The sequence below is a fragment of the Ruegeria sp. H6 genome (assembly GCF_056532975.1).
In genome coordinates this window covers 258,781-276,428 of record NZ_JBQFOA010000003.1, presented here as the reverse complement: position 1 = coordinate 276,428, position 17,648 = coordinate 258,781, and the positions used below count along the sequence as shown (strand labels likewise).

The 17,648-nt window shown below is 57.5% G+C and carries 16 protein-coding genes and 1 tRNA gene; 10 read left to right on the top strand and 7 right to left on the bottom strand.

What is annotated here, in order from left to right:
• Positions 1-65 precede the first annotated feature (65 nt).
• The 3 genes from galU (at position 66) to ACR0AG_RS09110 (ending at position 3,678) form a co-directional block, all read left to right on the top strand.
• Positions 66-959 (top strand): UTP--glucose-1-phosphate uridylyltransferase GalU, encoded by an 894-nt coding sequence (galU, locus tag ACR0AG_RS09120; RefSeq protein ID WP_480837991.1) that lies wholly within the window; start codon positions 66-68, stop codon positions 957-959.
• Between the two features lie 59 nt (positions 960-1,018).
• Positions 1,019-2,455, top strand: a complete 1,437-nt coding sequence (locus ACR0AG_RS09115; RefSeq protein ID WP_480837989.1) for a mannose-1-phosphate guanylyltransferase/mannose-6-phosphate isomerase — start codon at positions 1,019-1,021, stop codon at positions 2,453-2,455.
• Positions 2,456-2,601: 146 nt separating this feature from the next.
• Positions 2,602-3,678 (top strand): DUF2793 domain-containing protein, encoded by a 1,077-nt coding sequence (locus tag ACR0AG_RS09110; RefSeq protein WP_480837987.1) that lies wholly within the window; start codon positions 2,602-2,604, stop codon positions 3,676-3,678.
• Positions 3,679-3,712: 34 nt separating this feature from the next.
• Here ACR0AG_RS09110 and ACR0AG_RS09105 read toward each other — a convergent pair whose 3' ends face one another.
• The 3 genes from ACR0AG_RS09105 to ACR0AG_RS09095 are packed head-to-tail and all read right to left on the bottom strand — an operon-like array spanning position 3,713 to position 6,122.
• Positions 3,713-4,792 carry a helix-turn-helix domain-containing protein gene (locus ACR0AG_RS09105; RefSeq protein WP_480837985.1) on the bottom strand — a complete coding sequence of 360 codons (1,080 nt, stop codon included), beginning with the start codon at positions 4,790-4,792 and terminating at the stop codon, positions 3,713-3,715.
• A gap of 59 nt (positions 4,793-4,851) precedes the next feature.
• Positions 4,852-5,589 carry a hypothetical protein gene (locus ACR0AG_RS09100; protein WP_480837983.1) on the bottom strand — a complete coding sequence of 246 codons (738 nt, stop codon included), beginning with the start codon at positions 5,587-5,589 and terminating at the stop codon, positions 4,852-4,854.
• Positions 5,586-6,122 carry an RNA polymerase sigma factor gene (locus ACR0AG_RS09095; RefSeq protein ID WP_480837981.1) on the bottom strand — a complete coding sequence of 179 codons (537 nt, stop codon included), beginning with the start codon at positions 6,120-6,122 and terminating at the stop codon, positions 5,586-5,588. The genes ACR0AG_RS09100 and ACR0AG_RS09095 overlap by 4 nt, the downstream gene beginning before the upstream one ends.
• An 86-nt stretch (positions 6,123-6,208) precedes the next feature.
• Between ACR0AG_RS09095 and ACR0AG_RS09090 the strand changes: the two genes are divergently transcribed.
• Positions 6,209-6,787, top strand: a complete 579-nt coding sequence (locus ACR0AG_RS09090; protein WP_480837978.1) for a YceI family protein — start codon at positions 6,209-6,211, stop codon at positions 6,785-6,787.
• Here ACR0AG_RS09090 and ACR0AG_RS09085 read toward each other — a convergent pair.
• From ACR0AG_RS09085 to ACR0AG_RS09075, 3 genes are all read right to left on the bottom strand, one after another.
• Positions 6,784-7,446: a GntR family transcriptional regulator gene (locus tag ACR0AG_RS09085; protein ID WP_480837976.1), complete on the bottom strand. Its 663-nt coding sequence runs from the start codon at positions 7,444-7,446 to the stop codon at positions 6,784-6,786. The genes ACR0AG_RS09090 and ACR0AG_RS09085 overlap by 4 nt on opposite strands.
• A gap of 1 nt (position 7,447) precedes the next feature.
• Positions 7,448-8,470 carry a trans-3-hydroxy-L-proline dehydratase gene (locus tag ACR0AG_RS09080; protein WP_480837974.1) on the bottom strand — a complete coding sequence of 341 codons (1,023 nt, stop codon included), beginning with the start codon at positions 8,468-8,470 and terminating at the stop codon, positions 7,448-7,450.
• Between the two features lie 73 nt (positions 8,471-8,543).
• The gene (locus tag ACR0AG_RS09075) at positions 8,544-9,515 is read right to left on the bottom strand and encodes a dihydrodipicolinate synthase family protein (RefSeq protein WP_480837973.1); all 972 of its coding nucleotides are present in this window, start codon (positions 9,513-9,515) and stop codon (positions 8,544-8,546) included.
• 142 nt (positions 9,516-9,657) lie between these two features.
• Between ACR0AG_RS09075 and ACR0AG_RS09070 the strand changes: the two genes are divergently transcribed.
• The 4 genes from ACR0AG_RS09070 to ACR0AG_RS09055 all read left to right on the top strand — a co-directional run bounded on the left by ACR0AG_RS09070 (position 9,658) and on the right by ACR0AG_RS09055 (position 14,213).
• A complete protein-coding gene (locus ACR0AG_RS09070) occupies positions 9,658-10,557 on the top strand; it encodes a haloalkane dehalogenase (RefSeq protein ID WP_480837972.1) in 900 nt (299 codons plus the stop codon).
• Between the two features lie 176 nt (positions 10,558-10,733).
• Positions 10,734-12,578 carry a family 1 glycosylhydrolase gene (locus tag ACR0AG_RS09065; protein ID WP_480837971.1) on the top strand — a complete coding sequence of 615 codons (1,845 nt, stop codon included), beginning with the start codon at positions 10,734-10,736 and terminating at the stop codon, positions 12,576-12,578.
• A gap of 26 nt (positions 12,579-12,604) precedes the next feature.
• On the top strand, positions 12,605-13,531 hold the full coding sequence (locus ACR0AG_RS09060) for a carbohydrate kinase family protein (protein WP_480837970.1): 927 nt from the start codon (positions 12,605-12,607) through the stop codon (positions 13,529-13,531).
• A gap of 16 nt (positions 13,532-13,547) precedes the next feature.
• Complete coding sequence (locus ACR0AG_RS09055; protein ID WP_480837969.1) at positions 13,548-14,213, top strand: D-lyxose/D-mannose family sugar isomerase; 666 nt, start codon at positions 13,548-13,550, stop codon at positions 14,211-14,213.
• Positions 14,214-14,387: 174 nt separating this feature from the next.
• Here the strand turns inward: ACR0AG_RS09055 and ACR0AG_RS09050 are convergent.
• Positions 14,388-14,472 (bottom strand) — tRNA-Leu (locus ACR0AG_RS09050).
• Positions 14,473-15,209: 737 nt separating this feature from the next.
• Here ACR0AG_RS09050 and ACR0AG_RS09045 point away from each other — a divergent pair.
• Positions 15,210-15,629 carry a hypothetical protein gene (locus tag ACR0AG_RS09045; RefSeq protein WP_480838155.1) on the top strand — a complete coding sequence of 140 codons (420 nt, stop codon included), beginning with the start codon at positions 15,210-15,212 and terminating at the stop codon, positions 15,627-15,629.
• A 3-nt stretch (positions 15,630-15,632) separates the two neighbouring features.
• Positions 15,633-17,645: a dynamin family protein gene (locus ACR0AG_RS09040; RefSeq protein WP_480837968.1), complete on the top strand. Its 2,013-nt coding sequence runs from the start codon at positions 15,633-15,635 to the stop codon at positions 17,643-17,645.
• Positions 17,646-17,648: the final 3 nt, after the last annotated feature.

The following is a 17,648-nucleotide window of genomic DNA, read 5'->3' as shown; positions in this document are numbered from 1 at the left end:
CGCGCCGTAAGACACGAGCGCCAAAGGCTGCGACTTGTTCCAGCACGATTGAATTGAGAGGTCACATGACACGCAAGGTCACCAAGGCGATTTTCCCCGTAGCGGGGCTGGGCACACGGTTTTTGCCGGCCACCAAATCGGTTCCGAAGGAAATCATGACATTGGTCGACCGTCCTCTGGTTCAGTACGCCATTGACGAAGCCCGCGCGGCAGGCATCAAAGAGTTCATCTTTGTCACCTCGCGCGGGAAATCGGCGTTGGAAGACTATTTTGACCACAACCTTGTGCTTGAGCAGGAGTTGAAGGCCAAAGGTAAGGACGAGTTGCTGGAAACGCTGAACGCGACAAATATGGAAAGCGGCGCGATCGCCTATATTCGCCAGCACAAAGCCCTTGGCCTTGGCCACGCGGTCTGGTGTGCGCGGCGTCTGATCGGAGATGAGCCCTTTGCGGTCATGCTGCCCGACGATGTGATTGCTGCCGATACTCCGTGCCTGCAACAGATGGTCGAAGCCTATCAGCAAACCGGCGGCAACATGGTCGCTGCGATGGAGGTTTCACCTGAGCGCACAAGCTCTTACGGCGTTCTGGACGTCGATCAGGACATGGGCGCAGTCGTGACCGCCAAAGGCATGGTCGAAAAGCCAAAACCGGAAGAGGCCCCATCAAATCTGGCCGTGATCGGGCGCTACATTCTGGAACCTTCCGTGCTGGAAAACCTGAACCAGATCAAAGAAGGCAGCGGTGGTGAGATTCAGCTGACCGATGCCATTGCCGAAGACATCAACGGGGGCAAACCGGTTTTTGGATACCGTTTCAAGGGCGAGCGTTTTGATTGCGGTTCAAAATCCGGGTTTTTGCAAGCCACCGTGGCCTTTGCCTTGGCACGTAATGATCTGCGCGATGATTTGAACCAGTTCCTGCACGACATTGTCGCCTCGGATCGGGCCGCCCAATAGGCCAGAGGTCCTTTCGTGGAGCACGGGAAATTTGATAGCGGTCACAAGGGTAAGGCAGGATGAGCAAAGTCTACCCGGTCATTCTGTGCGGCGGATCCGGTACCCGTCTGTGGCCTCTCTCTCGCAAGAGCTACCCCAAGCAATTTGTACCACTGATTGGTCAGACAAGCCTGCTGCAGCAATGCGCGCAGCGACTGGTCGGGCCGAAATCCGCCCCCTATGCCAAACCACTGGTTCTGACCAATGAGGCGTTCCGCTTTATCGTCCCGGAACAACTGACTGCTGTTGGAATCGATCCCGGCCCGGTGCTGATCGAACCCGAAGGCCTCAACACTGCGCCTGCCGTGTTGGCCGCAGCGCTTTATCTGCAAAAGCAGGATCCTGATGCTCTCATGCTGGTCGCGCCTTCGGATCACGTTCTGCCAGACACAGACGCCTTTCACGACGCCGTCACCAAAGGCTTGCGAACAATCGAGGAACGCGGTGATCTGATTACCTTTGGCATCACACCTGACCGCCCCGAAACGGGATACGGGTATCTGAAACTGGAACGATCCCCGGACACGGCGGGAAATGCCGTGCCCTTGGAGCGGTTTGTCGAAAAACCCGATCTGGAAAGCGCCAAGGACATGATCGCCCAGGGCAGCTATCTTTGGAATTCCGGCATTTTCCTTTTCGCTGTTCGGGACATCATCGCCGCTTTCGAAACCCACGCCGCCTCGCTGATAGAGCCTGTCGCACAAGCTGTTCAGGAGGCCAAGTCTGATCTGGGCTTCCTGCGTTTGGATGCTGCGGCTTGGGGAACGGTCGAGGATATCTCGATTGACTACGCTGTGATGGAAAAAGCAAGCAACCTCAGCGTGATACCCTATGGTGCCGGATGGTCGGATGTTGGCAGTTGGTCGGCAGTGCAGGAACTCAGCCAACCGAATGCCGATGGTGTCGCGACCGCTGGCGAAGTGACGGCGATTGACTGTCATAATGTGTTGGTGCGTTCGGAATCCCCTGCTCAGGAAGTGGTTGCAATGGGTTTGGAGAACGTGATCGCCGTGGCCATGCCCGACGCGGTTCTGGTCGCCAGCATGGACCGCGCGCAGGACGTCAAACAGGCGGTCACTGCGCTGAAGGCGAAAGGTGCGCTGCAGGCCGAGGCTCTGCCCGTAGACCATCGCCCGTGGGGATGGTTCGAAAGTCTTGTCATCGGGGAACGGTTTCAGGTCAAACGCATCCACGTGCATCCCGGCGCGTCGCTGAGCCTGCAATCCCATCACCACCGGGCCGAGCATTGGATTGTTGTCGAAGGCACCGCCGAGGTGACAATCGGCGACAAAACGCAATTGGTGTCGGAAAACCAGTCTGTATATGTCCCGTTGGGCGCGGTGCACCGCATGGTGAACCCCGGTAAAGTTCCTATGGTGCTGATCGAGGTGCAAACCGGCAGCTACTTGGGCGAAGACGACATCATTCGTTACGAAGATGTCTATGCCCGGGATTGACGCCTCAACAGGCCGCCTCAGGACACAGCCAAAAAGTTAACAACCTTTCCCCCGGGGCGTCCGGTCCGGTCAGCAGAGATTTACCCAAAAGGATACAGGGTGGCGCTCAATCTCAGTCTGACCAACGATCACATGAGGATGCCCCTGTGTCACAGAATTCACCCCGTCTGAACCTGCCCTATCTGCAACCTGCTCAGGCGCAGAAACATGTCACCCATAACGAAGCGTTGCGTCAGCTGGATCTGACTGTGCAGCTAAGCCTCGCTTCGGTTGACGCAACAACCCCGCCTGCCGTGCCTGCACAGGGTGAGGTTCACGCGCTTGGTGCGTCTCCGTCAGGGGATTGGAGCGGTCAGGCCGGTATGTTGGCAGCGTGGCTGGACAATGGTTGGCACTTTTTTGCACCGCAACCGGGTTGGCGCGGGTGGGACATCGAAAATGCAAGATTGAAAGTTTGGGACGGGTCGGATTGGATCGACCCCCCGGTCGAGCTCAGCAATGTGGATGGCGTTGGGATCGCGACGGGATATGACGCGACCAATCGGCTGGCGGTGCGTGGACCTGCCACTTTGTTGACGCATGAGGGCAACGGGCATCAGTTGAAAATCAACAAGGCAGACGCCGGGGATACGGCCTCGGTCTTGTTTCAATCCAACTGGACCGGACATGCCGAGATGGGCCTGTCGGGCAGCACAGGGTTTACTGTCAAAGTCTCACCAGATGGGGGAAGCTGGACCGAGGCGCTCAGCATTGACCCGGTGACAGGAATGGCGGGGGGCGCAGCCGTTCAGGACAGTGCGACGGACACAACCACCGGTCGCTTGATGCGCGCAGATTATGGCTATGGGCCGGGCAACCTGATCGGCGCTGTCGCAGAAAGCGGCGGTACGCCAACCGGCGCCGTGATCGAGCGGGGCAGCAACGCCAATGGCGAATACGTCAAATTCGCGGATGGCACCCTGATCTGCCAAGCCGCGCTAAGTGCAACGGCCTGCACCACTGCCGAGGGCGCGCTGTTTGCCAGTGCGGACCAGACCTGGACGTTTCCGGCTGCTTTTGCTTCGGGCACAGTGCCATCGGTCAGCGGATCCGGTGGAGCTGTATCGCGTTTTCTGGGGTTGGGAACCGCAACGGACAGTGATGTGACGGTCAGAGCTTTGTCCACACTATCGGACAGTTCTACCAACGCGCCCACTGTTTGCGCGGTCGGGCGCTGGTTCTAAACTCCCCCGGTTGCCTTCATGGGGGATGGCGGGTCTACAGATCCGCTGTCCAAACCCGGTAACGCCCCTGCCCCGTCACCTCGCGGATCAACCCGCGCTGCGTGAAGGTAATCAGGTTCCGCTGAACCGTCGCACGGGATGCCTCGGTCAATTCTTCGGCCAAGGGGGCGGAAACCATCGGCCACGCCGTCAGGACATCGATCAACAAAGGCGGCGTGCGACCGGACAGGTCCTGCGTCTTTTCGCGCGCACGATTTTCCCAGGCGCTGACCCGATCAAGATGCAGCAATGCCGCAAGCGAGGCCTGCCCTGCCCCCTGAATCCAGGCTGCCAGCTTTTCCTCCGGCTCCCCCGATCCTCTGAGCGCGCCCGGTCCCGATAAAGCGAGCGGCATAAACAACGCCCCACCGCGGCCCATCGATGCGGCGTGCCGAGCGGCGATCACAGCCGCCTCGGTATCGTGGCCAACCCCCTCGGACAGAGCACGCCAGGCGTGAAACGCGATTGCAGCCTGTGTCACCGGATGCTCGCCTGCGGCGTTCCGCATTACTTCGGCCAGATCGGCAACAGCTTCGGGGACGTCTTCGCCACCTTGCGCCTGACGATCCAGAAATGCCGTCAATCCGATATCCCACCCACCGTCGGAGGGCACAGCACCACCGGTCAGACGCCGCACCGCCCAACCGGCCCGAAACAAGGCCTGAACATCATCGCTAGTGGACCCAATTCTAAGGCCCGTCCAAAGGGCAAGACGATCAACACCAATGCGATCCCCGGTCCACCATCCCAAATCCGAGACATCCATCAAGGCCAGCCGATGGCCCCAGCCTTTTGGCCCTGCCCGCAATCTTTCGTCCAAAGCCCCGAATGTCAGCGTCAAATCGGCCAATTCTGACGACAAATCGGCCTGCGCCCGACGCCAATCACGCGGATCGAACAACAATTGCCGGTCAACCCGAGGCCCCGGTGGCAGAAAATCATCCTGATTGCCCGCGTCTTCGGGAGGCATGAACCACAGATCGTCATCGTCCGCAGGGTCGACATCATAGATGCTGCGTTGCCCCAGATCGAGGTCTTCGGCGTCCGGATCAGAAGTGGCAGTTTTTGGCTTCATGCGGTGCATTCTTCGGCCAAATGCATCGGTTCACAAGCTATTTCCGATGCTCTGCCCCGTCAGCTGGTGAATGCACCCTGCAGAATTTCCAGTTCACTGTTCAAATCGGTCTGATCATCGCCACCCAGAACCATATAGCCATAGCCATCCTGCGCCCAGGTTGCCGTGGCCAAGCCACTGAGCACGGCTTGCTTGACGTCCTTTGCCGGGGCTCCTGCGCCTTGGCGGATGACACAGAATGCAAAGGGCTGGCCCATTTCATCTGCAAAAACGACCTGAATCAGCGGCTTGCCCTTGAATGACAGAACCTGCGCACGTTTCAGCTCTAACCCTGGAAGATTTGCCAGTACGTCACGGTTCAGAGACCGGCCCAGGCTTTCTTCGGCCATGGCAAATTGCTTGTCCAGCGATTGCGGTGACGAATCCAGTGAAGCAATAGTGTCCGGCACGTAAAGCGACTGGTAAATCGCCGCCTGCTCGGCCCAGCCCATTTCGGCAGGGCGCGTTGCCCAGAAGGTCGCGGAAACCGCAAGCACCGCGACCGAGGCTGCCACGGCAAACAAACGCCCAAGTCCCATGGATGACTGCACAGGTTCAGCTGCCGGCAGTTCCACCTTTGGCTCATCCGCCGGAATGGTCTGAAAAACCTTCTGTACCATTGGCGCAAACGGATCGAGCGCCATCATGCGGCTTTCCAAAGCGGAATCCTCGGCCACCGCGTCTTCGAGAGCGCGGGCCGCTGCCTCGTCCAAGGTGCCTTCCAGATAGGCCAGAAGCGTATCGTCAGAATACTTCATTTGCCACTCCGTTGCGCGGGGTCAGCCGCGTTTTCCTGCATCAGGGTCTTCAGTTTCTGCCGGGCATTGGAAAGCCGGCTCATGATCGTGCCGATGGGAACGTCCAGCATATCAGCAGCTTCGCGGTAACTGTAGCCTTCGACAAAGACAAGCATCACCGTTTCGCGCTGCGCTTCTGGCAGTTCCATCACTTGTTTAAACACCTGAGTGGCGAAAATATTCGTTTCTGAATCGGTTCCGGGTGCAATTAATTCTGCTTCGGGCGTCACCGACAGGGCCTGCGCCTTTCGAACTGATCGCGAACGCACCTCGTTCAGCCAGATCGACCGGCAAATTGTCATCAGCCAACTGTCCAGCCGTTCATGCGACGTAACCTGATGATGACGTTCAAGTGCGCGCAGGCATGTCGCTTGTAACAGATCGTCTGCAATATCGGACGCCCCGGACAGGCCCAGACCAAACCGCCAGACCCGCCGCGAGTGGGTTTGGATTGCGCCGCGCACGGCCTGTTCAGAGTTCATTTCGGCAGCCATCGAATAAAAAGCGACCCCTGTGTGTTTGTCATCCAGCGGGACCAAGTCCGCCTGGTCTGAAATGACATAGCCTTAGGAGGAAAGAAATGAAAATGCTACGAGCAATCACAATTGCGTCGGCTTTGATTGCATCGCCGGTGCTGGCGGCTGAGTGGACGCTGGAGTCCGATGCCTCGCATCTGGCCTACGGAACGGTCAAAATCGGTGACATTGGTGAGGTGAATTCTTTCAAATCGCTGTCCGGTCACGTCAGCAAAGACGGCAAGGTCGAGATCGATATCGACCTGTCTTCGGTCGAAACGAATATCGACATCCGGAACGAGCGCATGATCGAATACGTCTTTCGTAAGGCACCTTCTGCCACTTTGACCGCGCAGATCGACATGGCCGCGCTGTCTGGGCTGGAAGTCGGGGCATCGTCCGTGATGGAAGTGGACGCAGCAGTGTCTTTTGTCGGGACCGACATTGAGTTTTACACAGATATGTTCGTGTTGCGTGTGGCCGAGGATGTCGTGATGGTGTCCACCAACGACATGGTCTTTGTCAGCACCGAGGACGCGGGCGTCTCAGACGGTGTCGACAAGCTGATGGAACTGGCGCAACTGCCCGAGATTACGCGCACCGTGCCCGTGACGGCCCGGCTGATGTTCCGGCACGAGGGTTAACGCGCGGCCATGAACCCCATTAATTCCTGTTTGGTTCGGCCGATATGGTCCGCCAACAGCGCACAGGCCTGGTCGACCTGCCCGGCCTGTGCAAGGTTCAACAGCTCTCGGTGTTCGTGCCTGGCAACATCGCGCTGATGCATGACACTCAGGTGAATGCGCACATAGCGATCTGATTGCAGCGACACCCGATGCAGTAGATCGTTGGTCAGGCTGCGATCGGCAGCGGCATAGAGCGCTGCGTGAAACTGATGGTTCAATGCCCCCCACTGGCCCACGTCATTCGCATCATATGAAATCTCCATCCGGGTCAGAATATCCTGGCAGAGCGACAGGTGATCCGGGGTCATGGCAGGGATCGCTCGCCGAAACAAATCGACCTCCAATAGGGTGCGCAGGTCGAAAATTTCGGCGATTTCTTCGGCCGAGTGCTGCGTGACCGTTGCACCGCGATTGTTGGTCAATTGAACCAGCCCTTCGGATTCCAGCTGTTTCAGCGCGTCACGTATCGGCATGCGCGAGACATCATAATCTGCGGCCAGCGCCTCTTGCCGAATGGTTTCCCCTTCGGCCAGATCACCGCTGAGGATGCGTTCACGCAGATCATTTGCGATGACGTCTGGCAGGCTTTGCCGAACTATGGCGCGCTGGGGGGACACCTCAGGCGCCCCAGGTGTCGCTTAGGCGATAACCACCGGGCCATGGATCGTCCGGGTCCAACATGTGTTGATGCGTGCCGGTGATCCAGCCGCGCCCGGATAGCTCTGGCATGATCATGGCGCAGCCATTCACCGTCTCTTCGCTGACAATGCGGCAGCGGAATTCGCTGCCGATTACCGAGCGTGCATGATAGCGATCAGACAGGCTCATGACGCCTTTTGCATGCAGGACCGCCATCCGGGCCGAAGCGCCGGTGCCACAGGGTGATCTGTCCAGCTTGCCGGGTTTGATGGCCACTGTGTTGCGCCCGGTCAGTATGTCGCCCTGCCGTTCAAGAGGGCCTGCAATCTGACAGAAAGTGATTTTGTTCCAGCCATTGGCAGGGTGACTAAAGCCAAGCTGTTCGTTGGCCGCGTCGGTTATGCGCGCGCCGGTTCTGGCCAGATCCGCCCCTTCATCCGGCGTGATCGCAAACCCCAGATCTTCGGCGTCGACGATGACAAAACTATCCCCGCCATAGGCCGTGTCCACACGCAGGGTTCCCAGACCCTCGACCTCGATCCGGGCATCCAGCCGATCGGCAAAGCTTGGAACGTTTTGAACAAAGACCCTCTGCGCTTTCCCGTTGCTACATTCGACCCTGACGCGCACCAGCCCTCCGGGGGCTTCGAGTGTCAGATGCGTTTCCGGCTCGCTCATCGGAAGGATGCCGCTGTCCAACAGCACGGTTGTCACACAGATCGAGTTCGACCCGGACATGGGTGGCGTATCTTCCGGCTCCATAATGATAAAAGCGGCGTCCGCCTCTGGGTTTTTCGGGGGGACCAGCAGATTGATGTGGCGAAACACACCGCCGCGCGGTTCGTTCAGCACAAAATTTCGCAGGGTTTGGTCCTGATCGATGAAACTGCGCTGCTCCCAAACTGTCTCACCGGGCGGAGGGGCAACACCCCCGACGATAACGTCGCCCACCTCACCTTCAGCGTGGGCCGAAACGACGTGAATTACCTTACTGCTGCGCATGGGATCCCCTGTAGTGCTAGGTGCCGCAAAAAGCTGTTGGAAGAGTGTATTTGTGTGCAATCTCCGAAAGGCATCACACTTGGCCCGCCAGGCAATCGGCTATGACACCGCCCTTGCGTGACCAATCGGCAAACCAGTTACGGAAAAGGTCATATTGCTGCTCGCAATAGACCCGCTGCGCATCCGTTAAAGCGTCTGTTTCATTGAAATGCCGCTCATACTCGGCCTCGCCGTTCTGTACCAACAGATGCTTGTAAAATAGGACCAGGTCAGGCCCTTCATCGAAGCTGGACAGGACATGCAACGCCTCGGTCAGCTCAACGGCACGCGCACGGGCTTCGGCATGCCCCTCTGCCGCCTTTTGCGACAGCGCCGCCAGCAACAAGGCCTCTTGAGGTAATGCGGTTCCAATCCCGGTGATGGATCCGGTGGCACCGCAATTGACGATGCCATGATAGACCTCGGTATCGACGCCCACCATCAAGGTCACCTGATCGTCCTGGCTGGTGATGTGTTCGGCGGCATATCGCAGGGCGTCCCTGCCTCCGAATTCCTTGAAACCGACGAGGTTTGGATGTTCGGCGCGCAAGGCAAAGAACAAATCCGCGCGGGTTTCAAAGCCATAATGCGGGCTGTTATAGATGATGGCCGGAATGTCTGGCGCGGCGGACAGGATCGCCTTGAAGTGATGCCGCTGGGCCGTCGCAGAGCTGCCGCGTGACAGGACCCGCGGGATGACCATCAAACCCGTGGCCCCCATCCGTTGCGCATGGTCCGCCAGCGCCACCGCTGATTTCGTGTTGATTGCCCCCGTTCCGACCACAACCGGCACACCTGCCTCGATCAGGCGTTCAACACCCTTCATCCGCTGCGCGTCCGTCAACAGCGGCCAATCCCCCATCGAGCCGCAATAGACCACCGCCGACATACCCGCCGCGATCATTTCCTGGCCCTTGCGCACAAGGGCCGGGAAATCCGGCTCTCGGCTCTCGGTGCAGGGCGTCATCAAGGCTGGCATTGTCCCATGAAACACAGTCGCCGACATATCTTGGTTCTCCGATGAAGTGATCTGAATCGTAGTTATCGGATATTGGATCCAAAATCCACACCGAAATTCGATCTCATCTGTTGCCAGATTGTGATGTTGGGGCCATGGTTGCACAGCCGCCAGCCGGAAGGGTCTGAAAATGGATACGCTCAGAACGCCTGATGATCGCTTTGCCGACCTGCCGGGGTACGATTTCACACCCCACTACATTGACGATCTCAAAGGGTACGAGGGGCTGCGTGTGCACTATCTCGACGAAGGCCCCAAAGACCGGCAGCGCACTTTCCTGTGTCTGCCGGGAGAACCGACATGGGCGTATCTATACCGGCACATGATACCTGTTTTTACACGATCCGGCGCGCGCGTGGTCGTGCCAGACTGGTTGGGTTTTGGCAGGTCTGACAAGCCGGTCGACGACGCAGTCTATACCTTCGATTTCCACCGCGACATGATGATCGCCCTCATCGAACGGCTGGACCTGCGCAACATCACACTGGTGGTTCAGGATTGGGGCGGCATTTTGGGCCTGACGCTTCCCATGGACATGGCCGAGCGGTTTTCGCGACTTATCGTGATGAACACAGCAATCCCCATTGGCGAAAGCGTGGGCAAAGGGTTTCAGGGCTGGAAGGACTATGTAGCGGCCAACCCCGACCTGGATTGCGGCGCCCTTCTGAAACGCGCCTGCCCACATTTGAGCGGCGACGAAGCCCAAGCTTATGAGGCCCCGTTTCCCGATCAAAACTACAAGGCGGGTGTGCGCAGGTTCCCTCAGCTGGTCATGATCGAGCCGGGGATGGACGGCGTGGAAACTGCAAAACGAGCCCGGGCGTTCTGGCAAAACGATTGGCGTGGCGAAAGCTTTATGGCGATCGGCGCGCAGGACCCGGTGCTGGGCGTGCCGGTCATGAACGCGTTGCGGACCACGATCAAGAATTGCCCCGAACCGATGATCATCGCCGAGGCCGGCCATTTCGTGCAGGAATGGGGCGAGCAGGTGGCCAAGCAGGCCCTGCTGCATTTCGGCGATTTGAAATAGGTGAATTCAGGAATTCGATGGTCGGATCGAGCTATCTGGGGGCACGGCGCGACAATTCTGACCATAAGAAAATAGTTGAGATCGCCGCATTCTGGGCTCGTGATCAAATAAATTGATAACGCTAACATAAACTGCTAGGTGGCGGGCGGCAGGTCTCGCCGCAAACAGGTAGCAACATGAACTTCACCCGCACGGATTTTCCACCTCTGTTTCAATTCGGCCTTTCATCCACTGATGCCAAAGCTGAATTGGACGTAGGAGGATTCGACTGCTACCGGGTTCTGATACCATGGCGCGATGACGCCTCGTTGGATTTGTGCAAGACACAGATAGACTCTATGCTGAAACAGGGCGCGCGGCCCTGCGCGGTTCTGGATCAATCCACCCTCCCCCAACACGCAATCGATTGCGGCGGGTGGAGCAACCGGGACACCGCAACACAATTTGCCGCGTTTTCCGAAACTGTCATGGAGCAATTGGGCGACCGCCTGTTTTCGGTGGCCGCTTCGCCGGGTTACCCGGAACCCCATCCGCCAACGACGCGCGCAGCGGTGCGCGGGCTGCATCACCAACTGCTTGCGCACGGTATGGCCGTCCATGCCATGCGTGGTTTCGGGATGGCCAATATCGGGGTCGAACTGAAACCCGAAAGCGCCACCCTTGTGTCGCACGCTCTGTTCCAGAATTCCTATCCGGCAAGCTGGCTGGAAGAGCATCTGCCACACCTACCGGATCGGTGGGATGAAGATCTGAAAACGACCGCAGCGCCTCTGGACTGGTGCGGTGTGTCAGCGGTTGACCCAAACGGGTTGGACCTATTGACGAGCTTACCACAGAGCATGTCCGCTCAGATAACTGTCGAGGCAGCGGATAAAGCTGACTTTGCCGCTCAACTGACGCATGTGAGATCCGCGGTTGGGCAAGGCCTGCCAATCCGGGCGCTGTTTCTGAAATCCCAAGATCGTGCGTTGATCAAAGGGCTTCGGGAAAAGCTCAAAAGTTCGGGCATGGCCTCCGCCTGGACGCGGCCGGCTGCAACGGTTCGCGCGCATTGGAACCTTGTTGCGGATATCGGCGGCACCAATACGCGGCTTGGCGTGATTGTCGATGGCGAGCTGACAAGCCTGCACAAACATCCAACCGGAACCCTGGCGGATCTGCACGCCGCGTTACATGACTTGCGAGTGACCCAGGGTACACCTCCGCGCGCGGTCGTTGCGGCAGGCGCAGGGCCGGTTCGCGACGGGACAATTCACCTTACCAACGCGCATCTCAAACTGTCCGAAACCGAATTGGCCGAGGCAACGGACTCTGAACATACCTATGTGATCAACGATTTCACGGCCGCCGCCTGGTCAGTCGCTGAAGTGACCGACAAAGATGTCGAACCGCTGCAGGGGGCATCTTCGCCGCCAAACGGCACACGTCTGGTGGTGGGTCCGGGAACCGGTCTTGGCGTCGGTGCGCTGATTTATTCCGAGGGGCATTTTCACACCGCATCCGGCGAAGGCGGGCATATGGGCCTCGCCCCGCGCCACAAGGATGAGGTTGAAGTCTTCGCCGCCACAAAAGATCTCGCGCCTGAGTGTTTCTTTGGTGACAGCCTTGCACTTGAGGCGGAGATGTTTCTCAGCGGCACGGGCCTGCCGATCCTGTACCAGGCCATCGGTCTTGCCTCGGGTCAGACCAAACCGCAGGTTAAAACCGCCAAAGACATCTTGCAGGCAGCGCAGGACGGCACGGACGCCTGTGCCGTCAGAGCCGCGCGAATGTTCACCGAACACCTGGGGGCGATCATGGGTGATTTGGCAGTGGCGCTGGTGCCCAGAGGCGGCGTATTTCTGGTTGGCGGGGTTGCGGAAAAGAACCGCTGGCTCTTTGGTCAGGACTTTCTGGATGCATTCAATGCGGGCGGACGGTTCAGTGAGTTGCGCCAGGAGATGAACCTTTACATCTCACAACAGGATGAGTTCGGCATCGTAGGAGCCAACAATTTCTGCAAGAACGCCCTTGCCCATTGAGGCAGCTATAGGAAAGGAAAACTGGGATGATCCTGTGCTGCGGTGAGGCGCTGATCGATATGATACCCGAGGCAACCGTTTCGGGCAAAGACGGTTTTGTTCCCCATTCCGGTGGTGCGATCTTCAACACGGCCATCGCCCTGGGGCGTCTGGGCACCCCCGTGGGGCTGCTGAGCGGTGTTTCAACGGATATGTTCGGCCAACAACTGATCGCCGACCTGCAGGCCAGCCATGTCGATACAAAACAGATCGTTACCAATGACAGACCCACAACACTGGCTTTTGTAAAACTGGCGGACGGGCACGCCACCTATACCTTCATTGACGAAAACTCCGCCGGGCGCATGTTGACACCAGACGACATGCCAAAGCAGCTTTCAGGGATTTCAGCGCTGTATTTCGGCGGGATCAGTCTGGCCTGCGAGCCCTGCGCAGATGCCTATGCTGATATGCTGGACCAACACGGCTCGGACCGCGCGGTTATGATCGACCCCAATATCCGGCCTAATTTTATTCAGGACCAGACCCGCTATCGCGCGCGTTTGAACCGCATGCTGGCACAGGCGGATATCCTCAAAGTTTCGGACGAAGATCTGGATTGGATCATTCCCGGGCCAGAGCCGATGGACCAGAAACTGCCCCTGTTGCTGCAGGCCGGACCCTCTGTGGTCATCGTGACACGCGGTGCCGACGGTGCGACTGGCTATCTGGCCGATGGCTCAAGCGTCTCGGTTCCTGTACAGCCGGTCGAGGTTGTGGATACCGTCGGTGCCGGTGATACATTTAATGCGGGCGTTCTTGCGAGCCTTGAAACCACTGGATGCCTGAACAAAACGGGCTTGCGCAATCTATCCGCCGACACGCTGCAATCCGCCTTGAGTTTTGGCAGCAAGGTCGCAGCAATCACCGTATCACGGGCCGGGGCAAACCCGCCGTGGAAAGATGAGCTTTGAAAATAAGGGACAGAGCATGAAGAGATCCGAAATCAACCAGATCAAAGCCGACGCACAGTCCTTTATCCGATCTTTCGGTGCAGTTTTGCCACCTTTTGCGGATTGGTCTGCCGACCAGATGCGCGGACCGGATGCGGCAGGCATCCGCGAACGCGGCCTTGGCTGGGACATCACCGACTATGGTCAGGAAAAATTTGATGAGCTTGGACTGTTTCTGTTCACCCTGCGCAACGGCAATTTTGACGATCTGAGCAAGGGTCGCGGGATGCTTTATGCCGAAAAACTGCTGATTTCACGCGACAAACAGCTTTCGCCCATGCACCGCCATATCCTGAAAGCCGAAGACATCATCAACCGCGGCGGCGGCGATCTTGTGATGGAGATTTATGCCTCGGACCCTGACGGTGGGATTGACCGCGACACCGCGGTCACGGTTCCCAGCGATGGATGCCCCGTGACGATCAAACCGGGTGAATTGCTGCGTCTGAAACCAGGTCAAAGCGTCACCCTGATGCCCGGCATCTGGCACGCCTTCTGGGCCGAGCAAGGCGATTGTATGATTGGCGAGGTATCCACCGTCAACGATGACCGCACCGACAACGTCTTCGAAGATCCCATCCCACGTTTCGCGACGATCGAAGAAGACGCAGATCCAGAGTTTTTGCTGGTTGCGGACTATTAACAACTGTTTTGGACCGCGAGCTTTGCGGAAAGATGTACTGGGTGCGGCGCAATAAAAACCGAAGACACCGGGTACAAAATTGGTGCGTTTCGATAAAGGGTTAACCGTCGAATTTTGATTGTTCGGGGCAGTTCCCAAAGACCAAAAGGGAACGACTTTCATTGACGATTGGAATGGTGCGGGTGGAGGGACTTGAACCCCCACGCCTTGCGGCGCCAGAACCTAAATCTGGTGCGTCTACCAATTTCGCCACACCCGCGTCCCGGGATCAATCTCCGGAATGTCGCGCTCAATACCAAAGCTTCCGAACAAGCGCGAGGGGTAAATTCGACGAAACGACAAGAAATTTGCGGACGATCAGACGCAGTGTTGCGCCTCTTTGCGTCGGGTTATGTCAAAGTCGTGGCGTTACGCTTTTAATATGGCCGCGGCACTTATCAATCAGGGCGACTGACATGCTCCGCTCTATTTATCTTGCTCTTTGATGCCCCATTTTTGTTTCTCATGACGCTACAATATACCCTAAATGTTGCTGAAAATAGAACTCTTATAGGTTGTGTCTCGTTATGCTCAAGGTAACGTCGTTTCTTGGTCGGTTGCGTGGCGCAATATTCGAACCGTAATATCTCTACTAAATTCGGTTCAATAAGTGACGTTGGAGAGAAAATTTTTCCGCTCATTTTCAATACCCTATTAGAAGTTCTAGCCCTATTTCTCCCAAACTCCGCCCTGGCCAGTCCCGAAGGATAGCAGCGTCAGGGCCGGTCAAAATCCTTGGCAGACCTCTGAATTTCACCTATAGGTTGAGGCAATAATGCGAATATGCCTCCACAATTGCGCCACAATTCAACCGCCAAAAAATCTTATTCGCGTCAAAATAACACCGCGGTGATCGTAATTTATTGGGGGCCAAGGAGTTAATGAGTCTTTTTTGCCATCCGGCACATTTCTGAGTTCCTGCTCAACTCCAGAACGAGGGTCTTTGTCGTGACCAATATGATAAATATCGCTGCCTGCGAACAAGACGCTGTCGGTCTTGCGCGTGAAAGCTTTATCGGCGAGCTGAAAACTCTGAACAGTCAGCATCCCGGCACCGGGTTCGGGATCGCTTTGAAAACACATTCTGGCAACCGCTATCTGCTGGCCAATGCGCGGATGCCGCTGCCCGAACATAAATCACAGGATTTCCCGACCGGTCGCCGCGTTGCGTGCCTGGAAAATGGCGAGCATTTCCGCTCGATCGAAATCCTCGCCGACTCAATGGCTTACGAATCGATCACGCCCGGAAATGAGGCGGCGATTCTGGGGAATGCGCTGGATCTGATCGCACGCATTGACACCCTTGCTGGCGAAACGGCTGATGCTTTGTCACGCGGGGCGCAATCGCAGATCGCCGCAACCGGTACCGGAGGTTAATCCATGGCGCGTAACGACCACCTTCTGTCAGTAGGAAATGAAGCCCTGGCCCCGATGACCGAGGCGATGGCTTCTCTGACGACTCAGATCGATCAATTGACAGAGGTGGCGGATGCGCGCTCGACCGCACGTCTGGCCACGCTCAAGACCAAAATGGAAAACTTCTCGGCAAGCGTAACGCTGGTGGGGCAGGTCAAGGCGGGCAAATCGTCCATCGTGAACATACTGGCAGGCCGCCCGAATCTGCTGCCGTCAGATGTGAACCCGTGGACTTCGGTGGTCACGACGTTGAACATCAACGCCCGGACTGAGGGCGATACCCGTTCAAAATTCACCTTCTTCGAGCAGGAAGAATGGGACAATCTGATGGTCGGCGGCGGCCGCCTTGGCGAATTGGCCAACCGCGCAGGTGCTGACGACGAGATGGAAGATATCCGCATGCAAATTGCGGAAATGAAGGCTAAATCCGAAGGACGTCTTGGCCAGCATTTTGACCTGATCCTGGGTCAAAGCCACCAGTACGACTATTTCGACGAAGAGCTGATCCAGCGCTATGTCTGTCTGGGGGATGAGGATGATCCCGACATCAACCCCAAGACAGGGCGCTTTGCGGATGTCACAAAATCCGCAGAGCTGTACATGGACATCCCGCAATACCCGATTGCGTTGAAACTCTGCGACACGCCCGGTGTGAACGATACATTCATGGTGCGCGAGCAGATCACACTTCGCAGCCTGCGGGGATCTGAGGTTTGCGTTGTCGTGCTGGCCGCAAGTCAGGCCTTGACCACGATGGACATGGCGCTGATGCGGATCATCGCGCAGTTCGAGAACCGTCAGATCATCCTGTTTGTAAACCGCATCGACGAACTGTCCGATCCGGTCAATCAGGTCCCTGAAATTCGCGACCGGATTCAGGACACGCTCAAACAGAACAACATCGATACGGAAACCAGCATCGTGTTTGGCAGTGCCCAATGGGCCGAGGCTGCTCTGACCGGCAACCCCGATATTCTGACTGAAGAATCGCGTGAAGCGCTGAACACATTCTATCTGGCCGCCGGTTTTGGAGATCAGGCCGCGTCTCTGGACAAGATCTGGGCGCTGTCCGGGCTTCCTGATCTGCTGTTGGCAATGAACGAACGCATCGCGGAAGGTGCAGGAAATCGCCTGCTGGACAAAGTACGCCACCGCGCCCGCAATATCGCCAGCCAAATTCGCGCAACCTCTGTCGCCAAAACGCTGTCTGGCAACGAAGGCGTTGTTCGCGATCTGGATGGCGTATCACCCGAAGATGCCATCGCCACGGTATCTGCGGAATATGAAAAGAAAGTTGCAGAGCTGACGGCCCGGTTGCGCGAAAAGGTCCTGGACCGGCTTGCGGCGGCCGAGGGCAATTTTGTCAAACGCGCGACGGATTCCCTGATCGCGCATCTGGAACAAAGCGGTGAGCAAGGCACATGGCAATATGACCCTGCCGGACTACGCACTTTGCAAAAGGCCGCCTATTTCAGCTTTGGCCGTGCGATGCGCAAAGAAGCGGGTGAACTTTATGGTGCAGCGGCGGCGGATATCGGTGCCCTGTATCACAAACTGCTTGGCAACCATCTGGGTGAGTTCAACATCGAAGCCCCCATCGTGCCGCGGGTTCCGCCGCCGCTGGGCATCGGCCGCACCATCGCGCTGGACCTGCAAAGCACCTGGTGGAAGCGTTGGTGGCACAAGCGCAAAGGGTTTGAGGCCTATGCCGCCGACTACACCCGTCTGATCGCGTCCGAGGCAAACTCGATCACCAAGGATATCGAGGAAAACCAGATTGCGGCCGTATTGGAAAACGTGCGGGCCGGAATGGCAGATTTCCTGTCCGAACAAAGGGATACCCTGCTGAATATCGCCCAATCTGCGGAAAGCGATCCGTCGCGGAACGCAGCACTTATGGCTGGCCTCCAACCACAGAAGTCGCGTGACGACATCCTGGGCGACATCCTCAAAGACCTTAGCAACGAAGCAGCATAAGAG